22 protein-coding genes are annotated in these 23226 nt (G+C 72.0%); 16 read left to right on the top strand and 6 right to left on the bottom strand.

Annotation, left to right across the window (positions count from 1 at the left end; all coding sequences use genetic code 11):
• Positions 1-27: 27 nt before the first annotated feature.
• The 5 genes from J7F03_RS12255 to J7F03_RS12275 all read right to left on the bottom strand — a co-directional run bounded on the left by J7F03_RS12255 (position 28) and on the right by J7F03_RS12275 (position 5916).
• A complete protein-coding gene (locus tag J7F03_RS12255; RefSeq protein WP_214948784.1) occupies positions 28-1029 on the bottom strand; it encodes a diiron oxygenase in 1002 nt (333 codons plus the stop codon).
• A gap of 8 nt (positions 1030-1037) precedes the next feature.
• Positions 1038-2243 (bottom strand): MFS transporter, encoded by a 1206-nt coding sequence (locus tag J7F03_RS12260; RefSeq protein WP_214948785.1) that lies wholly within the window; start codon positions 2241-2243, stop codon positions 1038-1040.
• Complete coding sequence (locus tag J7F03_RS12265; RefSeq protein ID WP_214948786.1) at positions 2240-3475, bottom strand: ATP-grasp domain-containing protein; 1236 nt, start codon at positions 3473-3475, stop codon at positions 2240-2242. Before J7F03_RS12265 ends, J7F03_RS12260 begins: the two co-directional genes overlap by 4 nt.
• Before the next feature lie 4 nt (positions 3476-3479).
• Entirely contained in the window at positions 3480-4733 is a 1254-nt protein-coding gene (locus J7F03_RS12270) for an ATP-grasp domain-containing protein (RefSeq protein ID WP_214948787.1), read from the bottom strand.
• 280 nt (positions 4734-5013) lie between these two features.
• Entirely contained in the window at positions 5014-5916 is a 903-nt protein-coding gene (locus J7F03_RS12275; RefSeq protein ID WP_308379403.1) for a helix-turn-helix transcriptional regulator, read from the bottom strand.
• A gap of 311 nt (positions 5917-6227) precedes the next feature.
• Between J7F03_RS12275 and J7F03_RS12280 the strand changes: the two genes are divergently transcribed.
• From J7F03_RS12280 to J7F03_RS12355, 16 genes are all read left to right on the top strand, one after another.
• A complete protein-coding gene (locus J7F03_RS12280; RefSeq protein WP_214948789.1) occupies positions 6228-6524 on the top strand; it encodes a hypothetical protein in 297 nt (98 codons plus the stop codon).
• A gap of 162 nt (positions 6525-6686) precedes the next feature.
• Positions 6687-6920 (top strand): hypothetical protein, encoded by a 234-nt coding sequence (locus tag J7F03_RS12285; protein ID WP_214948791.1) that lies wholly within the window; start codon positions 6687-6689, stop codon positions 6918-6920.
• Positions 6921-7098: 178 nt separating this feature from the next.
• Positions 7099-8142, top strand: coding sequence for an iron-containing redox enzyme family protein (locus tag J7F03_RS12290; RefSeq protein ID WP_214948792.1), 1044 nt, complete (start codon positions 7099-7101; stop codon positions 8140-8142).
• Between the two features lie 64 nt (positions 8143-8206).
• Positions 8207-8896, top strand: coding sequence for a 2OG-Fe dioxygenase family protein (locus J7F03_RS12295; RefSeq protein ID WP_214948793.1), 690 nt, complete (start codon positions 8207-8209; stop codon positions 8894-8896).
• Between the two features lie 29 nt (positions 8897-8925).
• Positions 8926-9807, top strand: a complete 882-nt coding sequence (gene dapF / locus J7F03_RS12300; RefSeq protein WP_214948794.1) for a diaminopimelate epimerase — start codon at positions 8926-8928, stop codon at positions 9805-9807.
• A complete protein-coding gene (locus tag J7F03_RS12305; protein ID WP_214948795.1) occupies positions 9804-11060 on the top strand; it encodes an MFS transporter in 1257 nt (418 codons plus the stop codon). Before dapF ends, J7F03_RS12305 begins: the two co-directional genes overlap by 4 nt.
• A 46-nt stretch (positions 11061-11106) precedes the next feature.
• Positions 11107-12369, top strand: coding sequence for an ATP-grasp domain-containing protein (locus tag J7F03_RS12310; RefSeq protein WP_214948796.1), 1263 nt, complete (start codon positions 11107-11109; stop codon positions 12367-12369).
• Positions 12370-12436: 67 nt separating this feature from the next.
• Entirely contained in the window at positions 12437-14518 is a 2082-nt protein-coding gene (locus J7F03_RS42315; protein WP_214948799.1) for a molybdopterin-dependent oxidoreductase, read from the top strand.
• Positions 14515-15504 (top strand): aldo/keto reductase family protein, encoded by a 990-nt coding sequence (locus J7F03_RS12320; protein WP_214948800.1) that lies wholly within the window; start codon positions 14515-14517, stop codon positions 15502-15504. Before J7F03_RS42315 ends, J7F03_RS12320 begins: the two co-directional genes overlap by 4 nt.
• Positions 15505-15541: 37 nt before the next feature.
• Complete coding sequence (locus tag J7F03_RS12325) at positions 15542-16702, top strand: aminotransferase class I/II-fold pyridoxal phosphate-dependent enzyme (RefSeq protein WP_214948802.1); 1161 nt, start codon at positions 15542-15544, stop codon at positions 16700-16702.
• A 43-nt stretch (positions 16703-16745) separates the two neighbouring features.
• Positions 16746-17903 (top strand): branched-chain amino acid ABC transporter substrate-binding protein, encoded by a 1158-nt coding sequence (locus J7F03_RS12330; RefSeq protein ID WP_214948804.1) that lies wholly within the window; start codon positions 16746-16748, stop codon positions 17901-17903.
• Between the two features lie 10 nt (positions 17904-17913).
• Entirely contained in the window at positions 17914-18807 is an 894-nt protein-coding gene (locus tag J7F03_RS12335) for a branched-chain amino acid ABC transporter permease (protein ID WP_214948806.1), read from the top strand.
• Positions 18804-19811 (top strand): branched-chain amino acid ABC transporter permease, encoded by a 1008-nt coding sequence (locus tag J7F03_RS12340; protein ID WP_251071810.1) that lies wholly within the window; start codon positions 18804-18806, stop codon positions 19809-19811. The genes J7F03_RS12335 and J7F03_RS12340 overlap by 4 nt, the downstream gene beginning before the upstream one ends.
• A complete protein-coding gene (locus J7F03_RS12345) occupies positions 19808-20704 on the top strand; it encodes an ABC transporter ATP-binding protein (protein ID WP_214948808.1) in 897 nt (298 codons plus the stop codon). The genes J7F03_RS12340 and J7F03_RS12345 overlap by 4 nt, the downstream gene beginning before the upstream one ends.
• A complete protein-coding gene (locus J7F03_RS12350; RefSeq protein WP_251071811.1) occupies positions 20697-21404 on the top strand; it encodes an ABC transporter ATP-binding protein in 708 nt (235 codons plus the stop codon). Before J7F03_RS12345 ends, J7F03_RS12350 begins: the two co-directional genes overlap by 8 nt.
• Positions 21405-21407: 3 nt before the next feature.
• Positions 21408-22349, top strand: coding sequence for an ornithine cyclodeaminase family protein (locus J7F03_RS12355; protein WP_214948809.1), 942 nt, complete (start codon positions 21408-21410; stop codon positions 22347-22349).
• 13 nt (positions 22350-22362) lie between these two features.
• Here J7F03_RS12355 and J7F03_RS12360 read toward each other — a convergent pair whose 3' ends face one another.
• A complete protein-coding gene (locus tag J7F03_RS12360; RefSeq protein WP_214948815.1) occupies positions 22363-23130 on the bottom strand; it encodes a TetR/AcrR family transcriptional regulator in 768 nt (255 codons plus the stop codon).
• Positions 23131-23226 lie beyond the last annotated feature (96 nt).

Below are 23226 nucleotides of genomic sequence, written 5' to 3' on the forward strand. Positions count from 1 at the left end.
CTTCTTCTCATCCTTCGGGGCCGGTACTTAGAGGGGCGCGGGGAGGGGGGAGGCGAGAGGGACGATGTGCGGGCCGGCGAACGGAGCCGCGAGCGGCCGGAGGGCGGCCGCGGAGCCGGGCAGGAGCAGCCCGGCCTCCTCGAAGGCGTCGCGGCCCTCGGCGCTGTCCAGGACGCCGGTGTTCTGCATCAGGCGCAGGGTGTGCCGGGCGGTCTGGCGGGTGTTCGCCGACACCTCGTCGGGGGCGTAGCAGTCGCGGATCACGTCCTCGGCGGTGTCCCGGGGCAGGCCCGCGTCGGCCAGGGCGGCGCGCGAGGTGGCCAGGTCGGGGGCGAGGCAGGCGTTGATCAGTCCGGGCAGGTCGCGGGCGGCGATCAGCCGGGTGGAGGGGTCGATCGAGGTCCACACCTCGGGGAAGAACCGGGAGAAGAACGCGTGGTGGTAGCGCTCGTCGTAGGCGTGGTCGGCCGCGAGGGCGCGGATGGTGGGGTGGACGGAGTCGTCGGCGGGGAGCTGGTCGAGGATGGAGGTCACCATCGTCTCGAAGACGCATGCCTGGAGCAGGTGGCGGACGGAGTCGTAGCCGGCCGTCGGGTTGCGGACGGGCACGTCGAGGCGGTCCAGGACGGGGTCGAAGTCGTAGGCGACGGGGGTGACTCCGGTGGCGTCGACGACCTGGCGCAGCATGTTCATGCTGGCGAGGGCGTGGAACCCCTCGTCGGTGAGGATCTTGAGCGCGTCCTCCCGGGTCTGTGCGCTCAGGTCCATCGCCACGTCCCCGGTGGCCATCCGGGTCAGTGCGCGGTTGACCACCCTGGTCTCCAGGTTCACCGTGTACCGCAGGTAGCGGTAGAGGTGCTGGGTCAGGATCCGGGACCGCACGCGCGGGTCGAGGGCGAGGACCGCCGGATGGTTCATCTCGGGGACGGCGGCGGCCGAGAACGGCAGGTGTCCCGGGAGCGAGGCGTCGAATACGCGGGGCGGCTGCGTGCGCACGCCGGACTTCGCGTACCAGTCGTCAAAGAGCATGGGGATCGTCAGTTCTGTTTCGTCGGGGCGCCGCGGCGGTGTGCCGCGACGCCGTCGCAGAGGCCGGCCAGGCCCGAGGCGAGGGCCAGGGCCAGCAGGAAGGTGACCGCCGAGGAGTCCGAGGCGAGCGAGAAGCGCACGCCGGCGTACGAGCCGACGGACTCGCCCAGTCCCATCCCGATGGCGGAGAGCGTGAACGCCGCGGTCAGGGCCCGGGGTCCGAGCCGCTCGGCCAGTTCGGCCTCGATCAGCGGGAGCAGCAGGCATTCGGCGACGCTGGCCAGGGCGGTGGCGGCCAGGACGCCCCACACCGAGTCCCACAGGGCCAGGACGAGGAAGGCCAGGGCGAAGATCGCCAGGCCCGCCCCGCTGCCGTAGCGGCGTACCGCTTCGCTGCGGTCGGCGAGCGCCGTCACCGGCAGCTGCAGGGCGATGACGACCACCGCGTTGAGGGTGAAGACGGCGCCGAGCAGGCTGTCGGAGCCGGTGCGCTCGTGGAGGAGGAGCGGGAAGGTGGCGTACAGCTGGGCGTAGAAGCAGAAGGCGACCGCGAGCAGGGCGACCAGCTTCACCACCCGGCGGTCGATCAGGAGCTTCAGGGAGGCCCGGTCCAGGCGGACTTCGCTGCGGGCCCGGCCTCCGGGCAGCAGGGCGGCCATGGCGGCGCAGGCCAGGGAGCCGCATCCGAGGATCAGGAAGTTGGGGCGGCCGCCGAGCGCGGCTTGCAGGACACCGCTGAGCAGGGGGCCCAGTGCGGCGCCCACGTTGAGGGCGGTGGCGAGCAGTCCCAGGCCCCGGAAGACCTCCCGGGGCCGGTCGTTGACCAGGGCGACCTTGATGGAGAGGACGACGGCCCCGTAGCCGACGCCGAGGAGGGTGAGCGCCACCCAGGCGAGGCCCGGCGCGGGGGACGCGGCCAGCAGCAGGAATCCGGTGCCGACGGCCGTCATGCTCGTCATGGTGACGGTACGGACCGAGCCCCTGCCCAGGAGCGGCGCGACGGCGATCCGGCCGAAGCGCATGGCCAGCGTCGCGTAGGCGACGAGGAGCGCGGTGAGTGCCGGGGACCAGCCGAGGTCGTGGGCGCCGATGATGCCGAGGACGGCCAGGCCTCCGCGGACGAAGAGGTTGACGGCTCCGAAGAGGGCCACCGAGGCGGCTCGTCCGCGGGTGGACAGGGCCGGCGGCGGTCCGGCGAGTGCCGTGTCGCTCATTCGGTCTCGAACCGCAGGCCGGCGGCTATGCGTCCGGCGAGGGCGGCCGCGTCCTCGCCCCGGTCGGTGCCGGCGGCCACGACCGCGCCGCGGGCGAAGGAGTCCCGTAGCGGTGCGATGAGCTGTCCGGGCCGGGCGACGACGTCCACGGCGATGCATCCGGGCTCGGTGCGGGCGGTTTCGGCCCCCAGCACCTTGGTCAGCCGGCCTGCCGGGGGGACCGCGACGTGGACGGCGGCGCGCCTGGCGGGGTCCGCGACGGGCAGGTGCACCGGGCGGCCCAGTACGTCGTCCAGGACGCTGCCGAAGAGTTCGAGGCCGGGCCTGCGGTGTTCGGTCAGGGCGTGGATCCAGTCGCCGCCGGTGCGGGAGTGGACCTCGCCGCAGACGATCCGCCGGTCCGCGGTCACCCAGAACTCGACGTGGAAGAGGCTGTGGGTCAGCCCGACCGCGCGGACCGCGCGGTGCACGGTGTCGATGGCCGCCTCCCGTACGGCGCCCGGCAGTGCGGCGGGCTGCTCGTGGCCCAGTTCGACGAAGAAGGGGGGTTCCGTGGTGCGCTTCGCCGTGATTTCAAGGACGTGCGGGACGCCGCCGACGATGATTCCCTCGGCGCTGTACTCGCTGCCGTCGACGAACTCCTCGACCAGTGCCTCGTCGCTGAACTCCAGCGCGGCGCCTACCAGTTCGGCGAGGTCTTCGCGGCCTGCGCCGGCCTCGTAGAGCTGGACCCCCTCGCTGCCGAAGGCGTCGCGGGGCTTGACGATCCACCGCCCGGTGCGGGACTCCAGCAGCCGCAGCGCGTCCTTGGGATCCGCGATCCGGTGGCACTGCGGCTGGGGCAGCCCGGCGGCCGCCAGCGCGGCGCGGCACAGGTCCTTGGTGCGTGCCGTGCGGATCGACTCCACGCTGTTCCAGGGGAGTCCGAGCGCGGCGGCGGCGCTCGCGGCCGGCAGCAGGGAGTACTCCCTGAAGCCGACGACGGCGTCGAGCGGGGTGCGCGCGTGGATCGCGGTGGCGAGCGCGCGGCACGCCTCGGCGTCCCGGTAGTCCGCTTCGGCGGTTTCCACGACGGAGGGAAGGCCGGCGGTGCCCGCCAGGTTCTCGGGCAGGTCGGCGACGATCAGGCCTATGCCGCGCCGGGCGGCTTGTCCGGCGGTGCGGCGGGACCAGTCGGCGACGTGGCCGGCCGGTCCGCCGCCGCCGAGGACGAGGACGAGGGGCTGGTTCATGGGATTACCCGACTTCCGAGCGTACGAGGGCCTGTGCGGCTTCCAGGGCTGTCGTCACGCTCTCGTGGGAGGGCCCGCGGGAGATGAGGCTGCCGAGCACGGCGCTGGTGAAGCTCGCGGGCGGCTGGGCGACCGCGCTGCCGATGGGCGCGTCCTGGGCGAAGTGCAGCACTCCGGGGACGGCGAGTGCGGCGGCGACGCCCTCGACGGCGCCGAGCTTGCCCTCCCGGTCGCAGAGGACCTGCCAGGAGCCGGCCACCAGGTGCGCGTAGGGCATCGGCGTGTTCGGGCCGAGGCCGCAGACGGCGATGAGCACTTGCTGGAGGAAGGAGTAGCCGCGGCTGAGCGGGATCAGGTGGGTGGTGATGTAGCCGCCGCCGGTGCGGCTGTTGAGCTCCAGCACCACGGGCAGGCCGTCCGGGGTGACCTTCAGCTCCAGGTGGATCGCCGTGGTGCCGAGGCCCAGGGCGCCGACGGTCCGCGCGGCGGCGTCCAGTACGCGTTCCTGGACCTCCTGGGGGAGGCTGGTGGGGTGGGTCTGGAGGTACTCGATGAAGAACGGCTCCCGCACGAACTTGTCGGTGACCGCCGCCGCGACGAGCCGGCCGTCCCGGACGATGCCGTCGACGCTGTGCTCGGTGCCCTCGATGCGCTGTTCCAGCAGGAGCTGCCCGGGGTTGTAGCGGAAGATCGGGTCGTTCGCCGGGTCGGTGTAGCGCCGCAGTTCCTCGAAGGCGTCCCTGGCCTCCTCGTAGGTGGAGACCGAGAAGATCCCCTTGCTCGCGGAGGCGCTGACCGGCTTCAGGACGGCGGGCAGCGGCACCCGTACGAGGGCCTGCTCCAGTTCCTCCGCGGTGCTCACCCGGGCGAAGGCCGGGGTCAGGTCGGGGCAGGAGTCCGCGAGGGCGGCGCGGGTGAGCGCCTTGTTGCGGGCGGCCCTGGCGGCGAGGGGCGTGTTGCCCGGCAGTCCGAGGGCCTCGGCCACCGCGGCCACGCCTTCGACGTCGCGGTCGCCCCAGCACACCACTCCGACGACGTCACGGACGTCCGCGACCCGGCGGGCCGCGGCGACGAGCGCCGGCAGGTCGAAGGTGTCCACCCGCACCCACTCCGCGAGGTACCCCTCCTGCACGGTCACCGGGTTGTCCGCGAGCAGGACGACGTCCAGGCCCAGCGAACGCGCCGCCTCGTAGCAGGGCTCGGCCTCCGCGGGGCTCGGCCGGGTGTTGACGAACAGCACGGTTCTGCCGTTGGACATGACCGCTCCCCTTCCACTGGTCGGTTCCCGGCTCGGATGCCGGACCGCCGCGAGGCCGTCGGCTTCGCTTCAGCAGGATCATGAGTCACCGGGGGGAGCCGCAGGGGGGATCGCCCCTGTCCAGTAGGAGACATGACCTCTGAAGGCCAGTCCGCCGGGGTGCCGGGGGAGCCGTCCGGGGCAGGTACTTCCAGGTCGCCGCCGTCGGCCGACGTACGGGCGTACGGCGGCCGGGCGGGTCCGCGAGGGGGCCGCCCGGGCCGCTGCCCGTACGGAGGGGCTATTCGGGCGAGGGAGGGAGGTAGCCGCGTTGGACGGCATGGACGCCGGCCTGGAACCGGCTGCGCGCGTCGAGGTGCTGCAGGAGGCCGGCCGAGGCCCGGCGCACGGTGCGCGTCGAGACGCCCAGGCTGTTGGCGATCGCCTCGTCGGTGCGGCCCAGGGCCATCTGCCGGATGAGTTCGACCTGCTGCTTGGTGAGCTCTCCCGGGTCGGGCCGGGCCGGGGAGCCGAGCGGCTCGGCGGACTCCCAGACGCTGTCGAAGAGGGCGCACAGGATCGCGATCAGGCCGGGGCTCGTGACGACGACCGCGCCGACGGCGGTGTTGTCGGTGTCGGCGGCGATCAGGGCCACCTCCCGGTCGTAAATGATGATCCGGTTCGGCAGGCTCGGAGTGGTACGGATTTGCGCGCCGAGGCTCTCCAGCCACTCGGCATGCACTACGGTCGGCGGGTCACGGCGGATGCTGTCGAGATAGACGGTCCGCATCTTCACGCCGCGTTCGAGCAGACTGCGGTTGATGGGCCGGGAAGCCTCCATGTTGGCGGGTGTCTGCGGCCCGCCGGGGGCGAAGGTCAAGAACTCCTCCCTGACCTGGCTGTTGAACGTCTCGATGTGTTCGCGGATGGAGTCGATCCCGTCCAGGTACTGCATCCCGACGCCCGCGGCCGGCGAGTGCTGGTGCGCGTACTGCGCGACCAGTTCCGCGACGGCGGCCCGGCTCGCCTCGACCTGCTGCTGCTGTGCGGCCAGATCGGCCTGCTGACGCGCGATCAGGGCTTCCAGGCCCAGGATCGGGTTCACGGCCCTAATCTGGCACGAGTCGTCCGCGGAGGCGCGCACCAGCGCCAGCTCACTCAGCCGGCCCAGGGCCAGGCGCACTTCCGCTTCGGACAGTCTCAAAAGGGCGGCCCACCCTGGGACGTCGCCCTGCGGGTGAGCCAGCATGGTTCGGTACACGGATTCGGTGACCGAATCAATCCCCAGTCGAGTCAGCATTCAATTTTCTCCCGTTACACACCCATTCCGCTTTCGCGCGCGGAATAGTGACAGCAAGACTATCCGACCGCATCCGGCCGGACACGGGAGTTCCTCCCGGCTCCTTAAGCGTGGAATCCGGTTTCGGTCGCGTTTCCTGGCTGGAAATCGGTGTTCGGGAGCGGCTTTCAGCCCAAATCGCACGGTCAGTCCCCCAACCGTCCCCAAGGTCACCCATGTATCTCGTCCATGTCTACTTGTCGTCCCATCCGGCCGGCGAGCTGCTGCCGGGCCACACCGCCTCGGTGATGACCGCCGTCGCCGAGGGCCGCGCGGAGGTCGTGCACGTCGCCGTCCACGCCGACACCGCGGCCGACCCCGTCATCGGCGTCTACCTGCGGGCTGCCTCCCTGCACGCCGCCGAGGCTTCCACCAGGGCGCTGTGGTCGGCCGCCCGGGCCGCCCATCCGTGGCTGGACGGGTGGCAGCTGCTGCGCGCCGAGGTCCCGATGCTGCCCGTCCCCGAGTGGTGACGGCGCACCCGGGCGCACCCCAACCGCCTTTGTCCTCCTGAGGACATGGCCAGTTTGCCCGTCCCGGATCCCCTTCAAGTCGGATCGGCCACTGACCAGAATCAGAATCAGTGATCGGCGATGAGTGAATCCGCCGAAGCCGCATACGGGGAGGGAATGACGATGCGTCGAGCGAAGGTCCTGGGAACGGCAGTCGTACTCGCAGTAGCAATGGGCATCAGCGCCTCGGTCGCCGCCGGCACCGCGTTCGCCCAGCTCGCGGCCGTCGAGGTCGCGCCGGGCTCGGACCGGCAGAGCTCGGATCCGCTGCCGGCCCCGGCGAACGACGCCGGCTGGCAGGGCCCCACGCCGCAGCCCACGCCGTCGGCGACGACCGCCGACGCCGGCTGGCAGTAAAAGCCCGGAATCAGGCAATCCGCTCGCCGGCTTCCGCCCGGGCGTGATGAATCGAAGAATTCAGGCGCGCGCTCGCCGAAACCGAACCGACAAAGCCGTCGGCGCCGGCCACCCCTCATGCCCTGACCATTCAGGCAGCTGGGCCATTGGCGTGAACACATACACAAGGAACTTATCTATGGAAACCCGTGAGCTGCACGCTCGGACCGCGGCACCGACCGATCCCCTGGCTTTCGTCAACGAGATCTCCGAGTGGCTGACCAAGCCCATCGCCGAGGTCGACGCCGCCTATGCGGGCGAGGCCCGTGAAATCCTCCTCGCCGGCATCCGCGGCCTGAACGACGAAGCCCTGATCGGCAATCAGAAGGCTTTCTACGCACAGCAGTTGCTCCTTGCACGCATCTACCGGCTGCACACGCTGATCCCCGACGGCCCGACGGCCGAGGGTTCGGTCGTGGTGCACGAGATCACCAGGCTGATCGAGGACGCGACGGCCCACGCGGAAGACGCCCGGATCGAGCCGGGCCTCCTGAACGAGGCTCCCGAGGACCCGCACGCCTACCTGTCGTGGCTCAAGCGGCTCGCCCGCGGCCACCGGGTGTTCAAGCACGCGTACTACCACGAGTTCATCCGCGACCAGGCGACCGCCGACGACCTGCGCACCTACGTGATGCAGGAGTCCGTGGTCGACGGACGCTTCGACGACCTCCTGGCGATGATGCAGGTCGGCACCTCCGGCGCGGCCAAGATGGAGATCGCCGCGAACTTCTGGGACGAGATGGGCAACGGCGATCTCGAGCAGGTGCACACCCTGCTGTTCAACAAGATCTTCGAGGTCTTCGAGATCCCGGAGGACGAGCTGGAGCGCAGCCTCACGGCCAACGCGCTGCTGTCCGGGAACCTCGCGGTGATGCTCTCGCGCTACCGCCAGTTCTACCCGGAGGCCGTCGGCTTCCTCGGGATGACCGAGTGGATGGTTCCCGACCGCTTCGTGCAGGTCGTGCACGCCTGGGAGCGCCTGGGCCTGCCGGACATCGGCATCGTCTACCACCGCCTGCACATCACGATCGACTCGCAGCACGCCGCGGGTTGGTTCCACAACGTCGTCGTGCCGGCCGCCGAGTCCGCCCGGATGCGCCGGGCCATCGCCCGCGGCACCCTGTGGCGCCTGAACTCCTCCGCGCGCTACCTCGACGAGCGCATGCCCGTAGCGGCCGTCTGAGCCCGCCGGGCGCGGTGCGCCCGCTCGTCATCCCCCTCGGCTCCCCTGCTCGAAAGGCTTTGTCATGCCCCTGAACTCCCAGGGCTTCTCCGTCATCGACCTGCCCGAGGTCTCCCCGGAGATCTTCGCCAGCTACGAGGCCCTCCCGGTCGACGACTACATGGGCAACGGCACGCGCTTCAAGCGGTTCGACCAGTACCGGCTGTCCCCCAAGGACGACACCTGGCACTTCGAACTGCTGCCGCACCGCGACTACACCACCTACAAGACCTTCAACTCGGTCGGCGGCGGCATGCGACGCGGCTACGAGCCGATCGAGGTGGACTTCACCCCGCTGATCGCGGTCGGCGCCGAGGCGCTCGGTCTGGACCGGTCCGAGGACTGGCAGATCAACGTCCACCAGAACCGCACGCGTGCGGACGGCGGGCGGCCCGGCCCGCTGACGCCCGAGGGCGTGCACCACGACGGACACGAGTTCGTCATGATCGCCGTCTTCCGCCGCGAGAACGTGGCCGGCGGCGAGACCCGGCTGTGGGAGCCCGGCGCGGACGCCCCCTTCTGGGAGGGCACCCTCGACCCCGGCCAGGCCGTCCTGCTCGACGACCGGGCGCTGGCGCACGACGTCACGGACGTGCTGTCGGCCGACGGGGGCCCCGGCCACCGGGACATCGTCATCGTCGCCTTCTCCCGCTGGAGCGAGAAGTGGTACGGCGACGACCACGACGAGGCCGCGCTCGCCGACCGTCCGGCCTGACCCGTACCGCGACCCGAGGGCGAAGAGCGATGAGCGACTTCACGAAGTATCAGGCGCTGGGCAACGACTACCTCGTACTGGACCCCCAGCGGGTGGAGTTCACCGCCACCGCCGAATCGGTCAGGCTGCTGTGCGACCGGCACGTGGGCGTGGGGGCCGACGGCGTACTGATCGGCCCGCTGGGCGTTCCGCGGCCGGGCGCCCCGGTGGAGCTGCGGATCTTCAACTCCGACGGCAGTGCCTGCGAGAAGAGCGGGAACGGCCTGCGGATGTTCGCCCTGTACCTGGCGGAGAACTACGAGGCGGCGCGGCCGTCCGTCGTCCTGCGGACGGTGGCGGGCGACTCCCGCGCCGAGGTACTGGACTTCGCCGCGGGCCGGGTCCTGGTGGAGATGGGGCTGCCCGCCTTCGAGGAGGGGGTGACCTCCGAGCTCGCCGTCGGGGACCAGCGCCTGACCGTCACCAGCCTGCATCTGGGCAATCCCCATACGGTCGTGGTGCGGGACGAGGTCTCGGCCCCGCTCGCCAAGGAGCTGGGGCCGCTCATCGCCTGGCACCCGCGGTTCGCGGCGGGCACCAACGTGCAGTTCGCGCGGGTGGTGGACCGCGGCACGATCGAGATCGAGGTGTGGGAGCGCGGGGCGGGCTACACCCTCGCCTCGGGCAGCAGCGCCTGCGCCGCCGCGGCGGCGACCCACCGGCTCGGCCTGGTGGACGGGCGGGTCACGGTCGAGATGGCCGGCGGATCCGTCGGGATCTCGATCGGCGAGGACGGCGCGGTCACCATGACCGGCGAGGCCGAGCCGGTCGCCGAGGGCCGCTTCGCCCCCGCGTTCCTCGACCGGCTGCGGGCCGCCGCGGCGGACGGCCGGACGGTCGCGGCAGTGGACGGCCGGAGGACCGCGGCATGACCTCGCTCGCTCCTGCGGGCCCGGGGCTCGCCCCGGGCGGTTTCCTGCCGCTGCTGGCCACCCGGCTCACCTCGGTCGCCGCAGCCGGGATCTTCTTCATCGCGGCCGCCTGGCTCCTCATCGACGAGGGCGGCGGCAGCACGGAGATCGCCGGTCTGGCGGTCGCCATGACGGTGCCGAGCCTGTTCGCGGCGCTGCAGGGCGGCGTGCTCATCGACCGCTACGACCGCAGGCTGATCGGCCGGATCGCCGAACTGGCCAGGGCCGGCGCGGTCATCGCCCTCGCCGTGCTGCACTCCGCGGGTCCGCTCGCCCTGTGGCAGCTCTACGGGGTCACCCTGCTCCTGGGGCTGGGCAACGCGGTGACGCTGCCCTGCTACGGCGCGATGCTGCCCCAGGTCCTCCCCCGCCGGAAGCTGGTCAGCGGCAACGCCATCTGGCAGATCGCCACCCAGGGCGGCGGTATCGCCGCCTCCGCGCTCGGCGGGCTCCTGGTCGGCGGGGGCGGCGTGGGCATCGGGCTGTGGACCGCCGCCGGGTGCTACCTGGCGGCCGCCGCCTGCCTGCTGTTCGTACCCCGGGCCGCTGCACCGGCCGCGGCGCAGAGCCCGGCGGCGCGCAACGGCTGGCGCCAGGACCTGGCCATCGCGGCGCAGGTCGTGGCCGCGGACCGCACCCACCTGCTGGTCACCGTCTTCTCCATCCTCCCGCCGAGCATCCTGGCCGCGGCCAACGTCCTCCTGCCGGTCTTCGCCAAGGACCAGCTGGGCGCGGGTCCGGCCGGCTTCGGCCTGCTCGAGGGGGTCTGGGGAGGCGGGGCGCTGCTGGGCGGAGTACTGATCTCCCGGTACGCGGGCCGGATCCGCGACGAGCTGCGCACGCTGGTGCTCTCCCTGCTCGCGGTCGCCGGGACGATGCTGGTGTTCGCCGTCATCCCGCGGATGGGCTGGTCGCTGGCCGCGGCGACGGCGCTCGGCCTCACGCTGAGCTGTTCGAGCATCCTCTTCCCCGCCTACGTCCAGGCCAAGACGCCGGACGCGGTGCTCGGCCGCGTCCTGAGCGGTGTGCAGTTCGCCTCGTCCGTGGTGCAGCTGCTCTTCGCCGTCGCGATCGGGATCGGCGGGGCCTTCGTGCCCGCCTGGCTGATGTTCGCCGTCATGGCGCTCTCCCTCACGGCGGCGGCCGCACTGCTCTCGGCGCTGCTGCGCCGCGCCCGCACGCCCCGCACGCCCCGTACGCCCTCCGGCGTCTGAACCACATCCCCCTACCCCTGTCACACCATCGAAAGGATGGCTGCGCATGTCCGACAACTCTTCGTCCGAGGGCCCCGCGCTCCAGGACCGGACCCTCCTCATACTCGGTGCGGCGGGCCCTTCCAAGCCGCTGCTCTTCCAGGCCGCCCGGGCGCGGGGCATCCGCACCGTCCTGATCAAGGAGAACGCGACCTGGGAGAAGGAGTACTGCGACGACGTCCTCTCGCTCCCGGTCGAGAACTACACGGACTTCGAGGAGACCGTCGCCGCGGTGGTGGACTACTGCCGCGGCCAGCGGGTCGACGGGATCATCACCACCTTCGACAGCGCCGTTCCCGTGATGGCCCAGGTCGCCGAGATCCTCGGGCTCAACGGCCCGTCCCCCTCCGCCGCCGCGGCCCTGCGGGACAAGGCGGCCATGCGCCGCCGCTTCGCGGAGCTCGGCCTGCCCTCGGCGGCCAGCATCCTGGTCCGCACCCTGGAGGAGGCCCGGGCGGCCGTCGCCGAGATCGGCTACCCGGTCGTCATCAAGCCGACGTACGGCACCGGCAGCGCGGGAGTGGTGCTCGCCCACAAGGCCGAGGAGGTGGAGGCCGCCTTCGACAAGGCCCGCGAGGTGGGGCTCAACCTGAGCGACTGCTCGGACCTGGTGGTGGAGGAGTACCTCGACGGTCTCGAGGTCACGGTGGACGCCCTGGTGTTCGAAGGGGAGATCCTCTTCCACAACATCTCCGACAACCCCGAGCTGATGCCCGGCCCCACGTTCCCCGAGGTGGAGTTCATCACCCCCACGGCGTTCCCCGCGGAGACCGTGGCCACCGCCTTCGCGGCCAACGAGCTGACCATCAAGGGGTTCGGCCTCGACAACGCCGTGGTGCACGCGGAGATGCGGATGACCACCCGCGGTCCGCGCCTGCTCGAACTGCACCCCCGCCCGGCCGGCCAGCGCGTGCCGCAGATCATCGGCCGCTCGCTGGGCGTCGACCTGATGGGCGCCGCGATCGAGATCGCCCTCGGCCACCGTCCGACGATCACGCCGCAGCGCAAGGGCTACGCCGGCTACCGGGCCGTGTGCCCGGAGGTCCCCGGCACGCTCAAGGCCATCAACGGCCTCGGCGACGCCCGCTCCAGCGCCGGCGTCTACGACATCGAGGTCGTACTGGACCCGGGCGCGCGGCTGGTCACCGTACCGGAGGCCGTGCAGCAGGACGCCACGTACGTGTACGTCGAGGCCGACACCTACGAGGAAGTGCACCAGCGCCTCCTCGCCGCCACCGCCCTGGTGGAGCTGGAGCTGGAACTCCAGTGAAGCGCGGCCGGGGCGGCGCCCGCCGGCGCCGCCCCGGCGCGGACGCACCTCCCGAGAACGGAACACCGTGACAGAGTCGAGAACCATTCCGGGTGCGTGCCCGCTGGACTGCCCGGACGGGTGCAGCTGGCTGCTGACGGTCGAGGACGGCACCGCGGTCAAACTGCAGGGCAACCCGGAACACCCGTACACGCAGGGCGCGCTGTGCGTGAAGGTCAATCAGTTCCTCGAGCACACGCGGGCCCCGGACCGGCTCATGTACCCGATGCGCAGGGTCGGCGCCAAGGGCGAGGGGCGCTTCGAGCGGATCTCCTGGCACGAGGCGCTCACGGAGGTCGCGGGGCGGCTGACGGGCATCGTCGACGAGTACGGCGGCGAGGCGATCTGGCCGTACCAGGGGACCGGCACGCTGGGGTTCCTGCAGGGGCTGCAGGGGCGGGCGGGAAGCCGGCTCTGGAACGTGCTGGGCGCGTCGCGCCACGACATGACGATCTGCTCGATCGCCGGTCTCGCCGGCCTGGAGTACACGCTGGGCAGCAGCCGCGGCCTGGATCCGCAGAGCCTGAGCGAGTCACGGCTCATCCTGCTGTGGGGCACCAACACGCTCACCTCGGGCCACCACTTGTGGAAGCCGATCCAGCAGGCGCGGCGGGCCGGCGCGCGCGTCGTGGCGATCGATCCGGTGCGGACCAAGACGGCGCAGGGAGCCGACGAGCACCTGGCGCCGCTGCCCGGTACGGACGCTGCCCTCGCCCTGGGCCTGCTCAACGTGGTGGTCTCCATGGGCGCCGAGGACCGCGACTACCTGGAGCGCCACACCGTCGGCTGGGAGGAGTTCCGCGAACGGGTGCTGGAGTTCACGCCCGGGAAGGTCGCGCGGATCACCGGTGTCGACGAGGAGCAGATCGTCCGCCTGGGCGAGGCGCTGGCCACCACGCGGCCCACGGCGATCAGGGTCGCCCAGGGGATCCAGCGGCACGCGGGCGGCGGCACGGCCGTACGGACGCTCGCCTGCATTCCGGGGGTGACGGGCGACTGGGCGCTTCCCGGCGGTGGCCTGCACTACACGACGGACGGGTACTTCGGCGGCAACCGCGAGGCGCTGTACCGGGACGACCTGCTCAAGCAGCCGGTGCGCGGCCTGTCCATGACGAGGCTGGCGGAAGGGCTGCTGGAGGCCTCGGGCCCGCCGGTCAAGGCACTGGTGGTGTACGGGGCCAACCCGGTGGCCAGCTCGCCCGACCAGAACCGGATCCGGCGCGGACTGGAGCGGGAGGACCTCTTCACGGTGGTGCTCGACCACTTCCAGACCGATACGGCCGACTACGCGGACATCCTGCTGCCGGCGACCATGCAGCCCGAGCACATGGACCTGCACGACGGCTACGGCCACATCTACCTCACCTGGAACGAGCCGGCCGTCGCGCCGCCCGGGGAGTGCCTGCCCACGACCGAGACCTTCCGCCGGCTGGCCCGCTACATGGGGCTGGAGGAGCCCTCGCTGTACGACTCCGACGAGGAGCTCGCCCGGCAGCTGCTCGATTCCCCGCACCCCTCCCTGGAGGGGATCACCCTGGAGGGGCTGCGCGAGCGGGGCTGGGTCCGGCTCTCGTACCCCGCCTCCTTCGCCCCGTACAAGGACGGTTTCCCCACCCCTTCGGGCAAGCTCGAATTCGTCTCGGAGAAGGCCCGCGCGGACGGGCTGGACCCCCTCGCCGGGTTCACTCCGGCGCGGGAGGTCTCGGATCCGGAGCTGGCCGGCCGCTATCCGCTGGTGCTGCTCTCCGGGGCCTCGCACTTCTTCCTCAACACCGTCTTCGGCAACAAGCCCGCGCTGCGCCGCAGGGCCGGCGACGCCCATGTCGTCGTGCACCCGCAGGACGCGCAGGCCCGCGGTCTCCTGCCGGGCGACCGGGTACGGGTCTTCAACGACCGCGGCTCCTTCGAGGCGGACCTGCGGGTGGACGACACCGTCCGGCCGGGCGTGGCCTCCAGCCCCAAGGGCAACTGGCCCAAGTTCAACGGCGGTTCGGGGTCGACCGCGACCGTGGAGGAGCGGGACGCGGACATGGGCGGCGGAGCCGTATTCCACGACAACCGGGTGGAGATCGAACCGGTCTCCCGCCCCGCGCAGAGAGAGAACCGATGAAGTTCAGCCGTCTCGGCAACAGCGGTCTGATGGTCAGCAGGATCGCCTACGGCAACTGGCTCACCCACGGCTCGCAGATCGACGAGGAGACCGCCGTCGCCTGTGTACGGGCCGCGCTGGACGTGGGCATCACCACCTTCGACACCGCCGACGTCTACGCGGGCACCCGGGCGGAGGAGGTGCTCGGCCGGGCGCTCAAGGGGCACCGCCGGGAGTCGGTCGAGCTGTCCACCAAGGTGTGCCTGCCGACCGGCAGCGGGCCCAACGACAGCGGGCTGTCCCGCAAGCACATCCTGGAGTCGGTGCACGGGTCCCTGCGCAGGCTGGGCACCGACTACGTGGACCTGTACCACGCGCACCGGTTCGACCGGGGGACACCGCTCGCGGAGACCCTGAAGACCTTCGACGACCTGATCAGGCAGGGCAAGGTCCTGTACATCGGGATCTCCGAGTGGACGGCGCAGGAGATCCGCGAAGCGCTGCTGCTCGCCGACGAGCTCGGGCTGGACCGCTTCGTCGTCAACCAGCCGCAGTACTCGATGCTCTGGCGGGTCATCGAGGAGGAGGTCGTCCCCCTCTGTGAGCGGGAGGGCCTGAGCCAGATCGTCTGGTCCCCCGTCGCACAGGGGGTGCTCAGCGGCAAGTACCTGCCGGGCCGGCCCCCGCCCGCCGCCTCCCGCGCGGCCGACGAGAACGGCGCGAACTGGGTCGGGGCCTTCATGGGCGAGGACGTCCTGGAGCGGGTGCAGCGGCTGGTTCCGCTCGCCCGCGAGGCCGGTCTGACGATGGCCCAGCTGGCCGTCGCCTGGACCCTGCAGAACCCCAACGTGGCCGCCGCGATCGTCGGGGCCTCGCGCCCCGAGCAGGTGCGCAGCAACGCCGAGGCGGCGGGGATCACCCTCGACGCCGGCCTGCTGGAGCGGATCGACGAGGCCCTCGGACCGGTCGTCGAGCGGGACCCGAAGAAGACCGACAGTGCCTGGTAGCGGCGCGGCACCGCCCCGCCGCCGGATGGGGAGAGACATGGATTTCGTACCGTTCGAGCTTTTGGAATGGCAGTCCCGCGACGACGGCGCGGCAGAGTTCAGCCTCGCCGACAGCGGCTGCCAGCCGGTGACGATGCGCGAACTGCTGGGCGACGGCGGCGCGCTGGAACAGCTGCTGGACACCCCGCTGCACTATCCGCCGGAGCGCGGCGGCGAGGAGCTGCGCCGGCTCGTCGCCGAGCACCACTGCGGCACGGCGGACGATGTGATCGTCACGGTCGGGGCGGCGGAGTCCAACGCGATCGCCCTGGAAACCCTGGTGCGGCCGGGCGATCACGTGGTGACGCTGTCCCCCGGCTACCGCCAGGTGTGGGGCGCCGCGGTCAACCTCGGGGCCCGGGTGGAGGAGGTGCACTCGACGCCGGCCGGCGGCTGGCGGCCCGATCTGGACGCCCTGCGCAAGGCGGTGCGCCCGGACACCCGGCTCATCTCGCTGACGAACCCGAACAACCCGACCGGGACCGTCCTCACCGAGCGGGAGATGGACGAGATCGTGGCGGTGGCCGCCGGGGCCGGCGCGTGGATCCTCGCCGACGAGGTGCACCGGGGCACCGAGCTGTCCACCGACGTGACCACGCCCAGCTTCTGGGGCCGCTACGACCGGGTGGTCTGCGTGGGCAGCCTGTCGAAGGCCTTCGGCATGCCGGGGCTGCGCGTGGGCTGGCTGGTCGCTCCGCCCCGGATCCTGCCGGACCTCTGGCGGCGGCACGAGTACGCGGCCGTCTCCACCGGATCGGTGTCCATGGCGCTCGCCGAGATCGCCTTGGCCGAGGGCACCCGGCAGCGGCTGACCGGCCGCTACCGGTCCCTGATCCGGGAGAGCTGGACCTGGCTGCGGGAGTGGGCGGACGCCCATCCGGAGCTGGTCTCGGTGGTGGAGCCGCAGGCCACGGCGCTGGGGTTCATCAAGTACCACGTCGATCTGCCCAGCGTCGAGGTCGCCGAGGCGCTGCGGGTGCGGGGCGGCGTACTGGTCGGCGCGGGCGCGCACTTCGGCGTGGAGGGCCACGTGCGCATCACGCACGGCCACGATCCCGCCTACCTGGCCGCCGCGCTCGAGCGGATGGCCCGCGTACTGAAGGAACTGGCCTCGCAAGAGGAAGCCGGCGGGCGCTCCGGCCCGCCCGGACAGAAGTGAAGAGACAACCGTGCGCACGATTCGGAAAGCGAGATATTTCCACATGAGCCGGAAATCCGCCCTGGTCGCGGTCCTTGCGGTCGCGGGTCTGCTGACGACCGGCTGCGGTCAGGGGCTCCTCGCCGCCGACGACGCGAAGGCCGGGGACGGCCCGATCGCGCTCGGCATGGCCGTCCCGATGTCCGGCAGCAGCGCGGACATCGGGCCGTACATGAAGAACGGCGCCCAGCTGGCCGTGAACGAGATCAATGCCGGCGGCGGCGTCCTCGGGCGCAAGCTGGAGCTGCGGGTCGAGGACGACGCCTGCGATCCGAAGACGGCGGTCGCCGCGGCGACCAAGCTCATCACCTCGAAGATCGCCCTGTCGGTCGGCGGGTACTGCTCGGGCGCGACGCTCCCCACCCTGCCGGTCTTCGCCAAGGCGAAGGTCCCGATGATCATCCCCGCGGCCAACTCGGACGATCTGTACAAGCAGGGGATCAAGAGCACGTTCCTGATCAACGGAACGGGCACCCAGCAGGCGGACGCCGCCATGGCCCGGATGGACAAGGCGGGTTCCCACCGGGTCGCGGTGATCCACGACAACACCAGCTACGCCAAGAACATCGCGACCCTGATGGACCCCCGGCTGAAGCGGCCCGGCGGCCCCGAGCAGGTGGCCGCGGCGGCGCTCACCCCCGGCGAGAGCGACTACAGCGCCACCGTCGGCGAGGTCCTCGGCGCGAACCCCGACTTCATCTACTGGACGGGTTACGACAAGGAGGGCGGCCTGCTCGTCCGGCAGTTGAGGCAGGCCGGCTACCAGGGGCAGATCATGGTGGCGGACGGCGCGGTCAGCCCGTCGCTCGCCGAGATCGCCGGCGCCGAGAACGTCCGCGGGGTGCTCGCCACCATGACGCAGACCCCCGAGACGATCGAGGGCGGCGAGGCGTGGACCGCCTCGTACCGCAAGGAGTTCGGATCCGCGCCCGGGCCGTTCTCGACCCAGTCCTACGACGCCGTGCGGCTCGCCGCCGAGGCGATCAGGCGGGCGGGCGGCACCGAGGACACCAAGGTGGTCGCCGCCCTGACGGAGATCAAGGACTTCAAGCTGTTCTCCGGGCCGCTGAGCTTCACCGCCGACCGGACCCTGACCGAGGGCGGCTTCGTGATCCTGGTCTGGCGGGACGGCCGGTTCGTCCGCGCGGACGACGGAAAGTAGCCGGTCTCCCATGGTGCAGCTCATCTGGAACGGCCTCTTCGTCGGCGCGTTCTACTCGCTCATAGCCCTGGGCTACAGCCTGGTGTACGGAGTCATCAGGCTGCTCAACTTCGCGCACGGCGACATCTACATGCTCGGCGCCTTCGCGGGCCTGTGGCTGCTCGGCGCCCTGGGCGGCTTCTCCGCCTCGATCCCGGTGCTCGCCCTGCTGCTGGTGCTCGTGGTGTCCATGCTGGCCACCGGGGCGGCCGGGGTGCTGATCGAGCGGGTGGCCTATCGCCCGCTGCGCAAGGCCCCCCGGCTCTCGCTGCTGATCACGGCGGTCGGCGCCTCCTTCGTCGTCGAGTACGGCGTGCGCATCGCGGTCGGTCCCAACCCGCAGGTCTACCCCATGAGGCTGGACGGCAAGGCGCTCACCCTGTTCGGTGCGCGCTTCACCCCCCAGCAACTCCTGCTGATGGGCGTCGCCGTGGCCCTGATGCTCGGGCTCGACGCGTGGATCACCCGCAGCCGCGAGGGGCGGGCGATGCGCGCCATCGCGCTGGACCAAAAGGCCAGCCTGCTGATGGGCATCGACGTCGACAAGGTCATCTCGCGGACCTTCTTCGTCGGGTCCGCGCTGGCCGGCGCCGCGGGCGTGATGGCCGGGATGTTCTACGGGAAGATCGACTTCCTGATGGGCTTCATCATCGGGCTCAAAGCCTTCACCGCGGCGGTCATCGGCGGCATCGGAAACCTGAAGGGCACCATGCTCGGCGGGCTCGTGCTCGGCCTGCTGGAGTCCTTCGGCTCCTACTGGCTCGGCGGCGAATGGCGCGACGTGTTCGCCTTCGGATTCCTCATCGTCCTGCTGAGCGTGCGTCCCACCGGACTGCTCGGCGCCCGCGAACAGGAGCGCGTATGAACGCCCGGATACGAAGCCTCGCGCAGAGCCGCGGGGCGGGGCCGGCCGGGCTGGCCTGCGCGGTGCTCGCGCCCTTCCTGATCGCGACCCCTTACGCGCTCAACGTGATGACCAGTGCCGCGATCTTCGTGATGCTCGCGGTCGGGCTCAACATCGTGGTCGGGTACTGCGGGCTCCTCGACCTGGGGTACGCCGCCTTCTTCGCGGTCGGCGCGTACACCGCGGGCGTCCTCAGCACGGAGTTCGGGCTGTCCCTCGCGGCGACGGTCCCGGTGGTGATCGCCGTGACGGTGCTGGCCGGGGTGCTCGTCGGAATCCCCACCCTGCGGCTGCGCAGCGACTACCTCGCCATCGTGACCCTAGGGTTCGGCGAGATCATCCGCATCGTGGCCAACAACCTGGACATCACGGGAGGGCCGTCCGGGATCTACGGGATCCCCGGCCTGTCCCTGTTCGGCTTCAGCCTCGAGGGGCCGGTGTCCCTCTACTACCTCGTCGTGGTGATCGTCGCCCTGGCGGTCCTGCTCGCCGGCCGCCTCGACCGCTCGCGCCTGGGCCGGGCCTGGCGCTTCATCCGCGAGGACGAGGACGCCGCCGAGGCGATGGGCGTGCACACCTACCGGGTCAAGCTCGCCGCCTACATCGCCGGGGCGGTCTGGGGCGGGCTGGCCGGGGTGCTCTTCGCGGCCCAGTTGTCCGCGGTCTCCCCCGAGAGCTTCCGCTTCATCCAGTCCGCGCTCGTCCTGATGGCCGTGGTGCTCGGCGGCATGGGGAGCCTGCGGGGCGTGGTGATCGGGGCCGTGTGCATCAGCCTCGTGCCCGAACTGCTGCGCGGGGTCGCCGACAACCGGTACTTCGCCTTCGGGCTGGTGCTGATCGCCGTCATGGTGCTCCGGCCGCAGGGGCTGTGGCCGCGCGCCGCGCGCGAACCGGCGGCCACCGCGCGCCGATCCGGCAACCGGACCGCACCACCACCCGTACCAGCGCAGAAGGAGGCCCGATGACCGCGGAGAAGACCGCGGCGGCCACTGCCGTGGCCGCTCCCCCCTTGCTGTCCATCGAGGGGGTGCACGTCGCCTTCGGCGGCATCCGCGCCGTGGACGGCGTGGACCTGGCCATCGGGCCGGACGAGATCGTCTCGGTGATCGGCCCCAACGGGGCGGGCAAGACCTCGCTGTTCAACTCCGTCACCGGCTTCTACCGTCCGACGGCCGGCCGGATCCTGGTGTCCGGGCACGACGTGACCCGGGCCCGGCCCTCGGCCGTCGCCGCCCGGGGCGTGTGCCGGACCTTCCAGAACCTGCGGCTCTTCCCCGACCTGTCGGTGCTGGACAACGTACGGGCCGGACTGCACCTGCGCGGCGGCCAGCACGTCCTCGACGCGCTGCTGCGCACCCCGCGCTACCGGCGCTCCGAGCGGCAGGGCACGGACGAGGCCCACCAGTGGCTGGACTTCGTCGGTCTGGGCGCCGACGGCCCCGGGGCCGTCGACCGCGCCGGGGCGGTACGGAACCTGCCGTACGGTGCGCAGCGCCTGGTCGAGATCGCGCGCGGGATGGCCCAGCGGCCGCGCCTGCTCCTGCTGGACGAGCCGGCGGCCGGCCTCAACTCGGCGGAGAAGGAGGCGCTGACGGATCTGATCCGGCGCATCCACGCGCTGGGGACCTCGGTCGTGCTCATCGAGCACGACATGCGGTTGGTGCGTGCGGTGTCGCGGCGGGTGGTGGTCCTGAACTTCGGCAGGAAGATCGCCGACGGGCGGCCCGCCGACGTCTGGGCCGACCCGGCCGTCATCGACGCCTACCTCGGGGCCGATCCCGACTACGAGGGCGCGGCGGGCGGCGGCGCTGGCGCTGTCGAAACCCCTGAGCGCGACCGGGAGGACAGCCTTGCTTGAGCTGGAGGACATCGACATCCACTACGGCGGCGTCCAGGCCCTGCACGGCCTGTCGCTGTCGGTGCGGGCCGGCGAGATCGTCGTCCTGCTGGGAGGCAACGGCGCGGGCAAGACCTCCACGCTGTCCGCGGTCTCGGGGCTGGTCAGACCGGGCGGCGGGCGGATCCTGTTCGACGGTGAGGACATCACGCGGGCGAAGCCGCACGAGATCGTCGCCCGCGGGCTGGTCCACGTACCGGAGGGGCGGCGCGTCTTCAGCCGGCTCTCCGTGCACGAGAACCTCCAGCTCGGCGCCTATCTCGTACGCCGTCCGGCGGAGGTGGCCGCGCGGATCGACCGCGTGTACGGCCTGCTCCCCAAGCTGGCCGACCGCCGCGCTCAGGCCGGCGGCAGCCTGTCGGGCGGGGAGCAGCAGATGGTCGCGATCGGCCGGGCGCTCATGGCCTCGCCGCGGCTCTTGATGCTGGACGAGCCGTCGATGGGGCTGGCGCCGGGTACGGCGGCGACCGTCATGGGGCTCGTGCGGGACATCAAGGAGCAGGGGACCGCGGTGCTGCTCGTCGAGCAGAACGCCCGGGCCGCGATGCGGATCGCGGACCGCGGATACGTACTGGACACCGGCAGCTGCCTGTTCGAGGGGCCCGTCAGCGAGCTCGCCGGCGATCCCCGGGTCGCCGAGGCCTATCTGGGGGTGGGGTGACCCGTGGACCTCACCTCACTGCCCCTCATCGACGCCGCCGAGCTGGAACGTCTGGTGCCGATGCGCCGCGCGATCGCCGTGGTGGAGGAGACCTTGCGGAGCGGCGCGTGGAGCCCGCAGGGTGACATCCCCCGGACGGTGGCCGAAGTCGGCGCCGGGCAGCTGCTGTTCATGCCGGCGCGGCTCGGCCGGTACGCGGGCGTCAAACTCGCGGCCCTGGCCCCCGGCAACGCGGAGCTCGGCCTGCCGCGGATCTCGGGGCTGTACGTCCTGCTCGACGCGGGGACACTGCTCCCGCTGGCACTGCTGGACGCCGCCGCCCTGACCTCGCTGCGCACCCCGGCTGTCTCCGCCGCGGCCGTGCGGGCCCTGGCCGTCCCCGACGCGGCGCACCTGGTCGTCTTCGGGACGGGGCCGCAGGCCCTGCGGCACGTCGAGGCGGTGCGGGCGGTCAGGCCGATCTCCCGGATCAGCGTCGTCGCCCGGCATGCCGGGCGCGGGCAGGCCTTCGCGGCCCGGTGTGCGCAAGCCGGCACGGACGCGGCGGCGGCCGGGGCCGGGGTGGTGGCGGACGCCGACATCGTCGTCTGCTGCACCACGTCCCGGGAGCCGCTCTTCCCCGGCCGGCTGGTGCCCGGCCACGCCACGGTGGTCGCGGTCGGATCGCACGAGCCGGACGCGCGCGAGGTCGACACCGAGCTGGTGCGGCGGTCCACGCTGGTCGTGGAGAGCCGTGCGGCGGCGCTGGCCGAGGCGGGCGACGTCATCGTCCCGCTGCGCGCGGGAGCGGTGTCCGCCGCGCACATTGCGGGCGACCTGGCCGACCTCGTCACCGGACGGCTCGTCCACGACCCCGCGCGCCCGCGCCTGTTCAAGAGCGTGGGCATGGCGTGGGAGGACCTGGCCGTGGCCGCGGCGGCGTACGGGCTCGCCACGGGGAGCTGAACGCCGTCGGGGTTCAGCGCGGCAGGCGCAGGGCCAGGCCGTCGAGGACCACGTCCAGGCCGTAGGCGAACTTGGTGTCGCGGATCTCGACGGGGTCGACGGCCTCGCTCGCGGTGGCGGCGTAGGCGTCGGTGAGGTGGTCGTGGCCGGCCGCGGCCTGCTGGGCGGCGGGCATGAGGCGGGCGATGAAGCCGGCCTCGGTCTCACCGGAGCGCGCGACGGTGGTGAGCCAGGCCGCCTCGGTGGTGCTCATGCCGATGACGTACGACACGACCGTGTCGATCGCGCGGGTCGGCTCGGGGAAGCCCGCGGCCGTGAACAGGGCGGCCAGGCGCTCGGAGAAGGACATCAGGTTGGGGCCGAGGTAGGCGAGGCCCGCCTGGCCGAGGACCGAGGACAGCCACGGGTGGTTCAAGGCCGTCGTGCGGAAGGACCCGGCGGCCTGGGTGACGGCGGTGCGCCAGTCTTCCCGGGCGAGCTCCGGGGAGGGGACGGTGATCTCGGCGCACACCTCGTCGACGGCGAGCTCCATCAGCTCCTCCTTGGTGGCGACGTGCCGGTACAGGGAGGTCGCCCCCGCGTTCAGGCGGGCGCCGAGCTTGCGCATGCTCAGGGCCTCGATGCCCTCGGCGTCCAGCATGAGGACCGCCTCGCGGACGATCGCGGTCCGGCTCAGCGCGGGCTGCTGGGCCTCGCGCTGCCGGCGGGTCCATACGGACGGGATCGGGTTCGCGTCGGCGTTCGGGTCGGCCTTGGCGGTCGTGGCGGGCTTCGCGGTCATCTGGGGGCTCCTCCTTTGCGTACGTCGTTCGCATCCAGCGTACACACGTCAAGTCTTGCGCACGCTGTTCCGCTGTGCGTACAGTGTGCGCATCGA

This window comes from Streptomyces sp. ISL-43, from assembly GCF_018614195.1.
Taxonomy (GTDB): domain Bacteria; phylum Actinomycetota; class Actinomycetes; order Streptomycetales; family Streptomycetaceae; genus Streptomyces.

Excerpts from the sequence above, each read along its gene's own strand:
- J7F03_RS12305 (WP_214948795.1), top strand. The coding sequence starts at position 9,804 with ATGACCTCGCTCGCTCCTGCGGGCCCGGGGCTCGCCCCGGGCGGTTTC.
- J7F03_RS12290 (WP_214948792.1), top strand. The coding sequence starts at position 7,099 with ATGGAAACCCGTGAGCTGCACGCTCGGACCGCGGCACCGACCGATCCC.
- J7F03_RS12270 (WP_214948787.1), bottom strand. The coding sequence starts at position 4,733 with ATGTCCAACGGCAGAACCGTGCTGTTCGTCAACACCCGGCCGAGCCCC.
- J7F03_RS12265 (WP_214948786.1), bottom strand. The coding sequence starts at position 3,475 with ATGAACCAGCCCCTCGTCCTCGTCCTCGGCGGCGGCGGACCGGCCGGC.
- J7F03_RS12320 (WP_214948800.1), top strand. The coding sequence starts at position 14,515 with ATGAAGTTCAGCCGTCTCGGCAACAGCGGTCTGATGGTCAGCAGGATC.
- J7F03_RS12345 (WP_214948808.1), top strand. The coding sequence starts at position 19,808 with ATGACCGCGGAGAAGACCGCGGCGGCCACTGCCGTGGCCGCTCCCCCC.
- J7F03_RS12255 (WP_214948784.1), bottom strand. The coding sequence starts at position 1,029 with ATGCTCTTTGACGACTGGTACGCGAAGTCCGGCGTGCGCACGCAGCCG.
- J7F03_RS12260 (WP_214948785.1), bottom strand. The coding sequence starts at position 2,243 with ATGAGCGACACGGCACTCGCCGGACCGCCGCCGGCCCTGTCCACCCGC.
- J7F03_RS12335 (WP_214948806.1), top strand. The coding sequence starts at position 17,914 with ATGGTGCAGCTCATCTGGAACGGCCTCTTCGTCGGCGCGTTCTACTCG.
- J7F03_RS12295 (WP_214948793.1), top strand. The coding sequence starts at position 8,207 with ATGCCCCTGAACTCCCAGGGCTTCTCCGTCATCGACCTGCCCGAGGTC.
- J7F03_RS12360 (WP_214948815.1), bottom strand. The coding sequence starts at position 23,130 with ATGACCGCGAAGCCCGCCACGACCGCCAAGGCCGACCCGAACGCCGAC.
- dapF (WP_214948794.1), top strand. The coding sequence starts at position 8,926 with ATGAGCGACTTCACGAAGTATCAGGCGCTGGGCAACGACTACCTCGTA.
- J7F03_RS12310 (WP_214948796.1), top strand. The coding sequence starts at position 11,107 with ATGTCCGACAACTCTTCGTCCGAGGGCCCCGCGCTCCAGGACCGGACC.
- J7F03_RS12280 (WP_214948789.1), top strand. The coding sequence starts at position 6,228 with ATGTATCTCGTCCATGTCTACTTGTCGTCCCATCCGGCCGGCGAGCTG.
- J7F03_RS12330 (WP_214948804.1), top strand. The coding sequence starts at position 16,746 with ATGAGCCGGAAATCCGCCCTGGTCGCGGTCCTTGCGGTCGCGGGTCTG.
- J7F03_RS12285 (WP_214948791.1), top strand. The coding sequence starts at position 6,687 with ATGCGTCGAGCGAAGGTCCTGGGAACGGCAGTCGTACTCGCAGTAGCA.
- J7F03_RS12340 (WP_251071810.1), top strand. The coding sequence starts at position 18,804 with ATGAACGCCCGGATACGAAGCCTCGCGCAGAGCCGCGGGGCGGGGCCG.
- J7F03_RS12325 (WP_214948802.1), top strand. The coding sequence starts at position 15,542 with ATGGATTTCGTACCGTTCGAGCTTTTGGAATGGCAGTCCCGCGACGAC.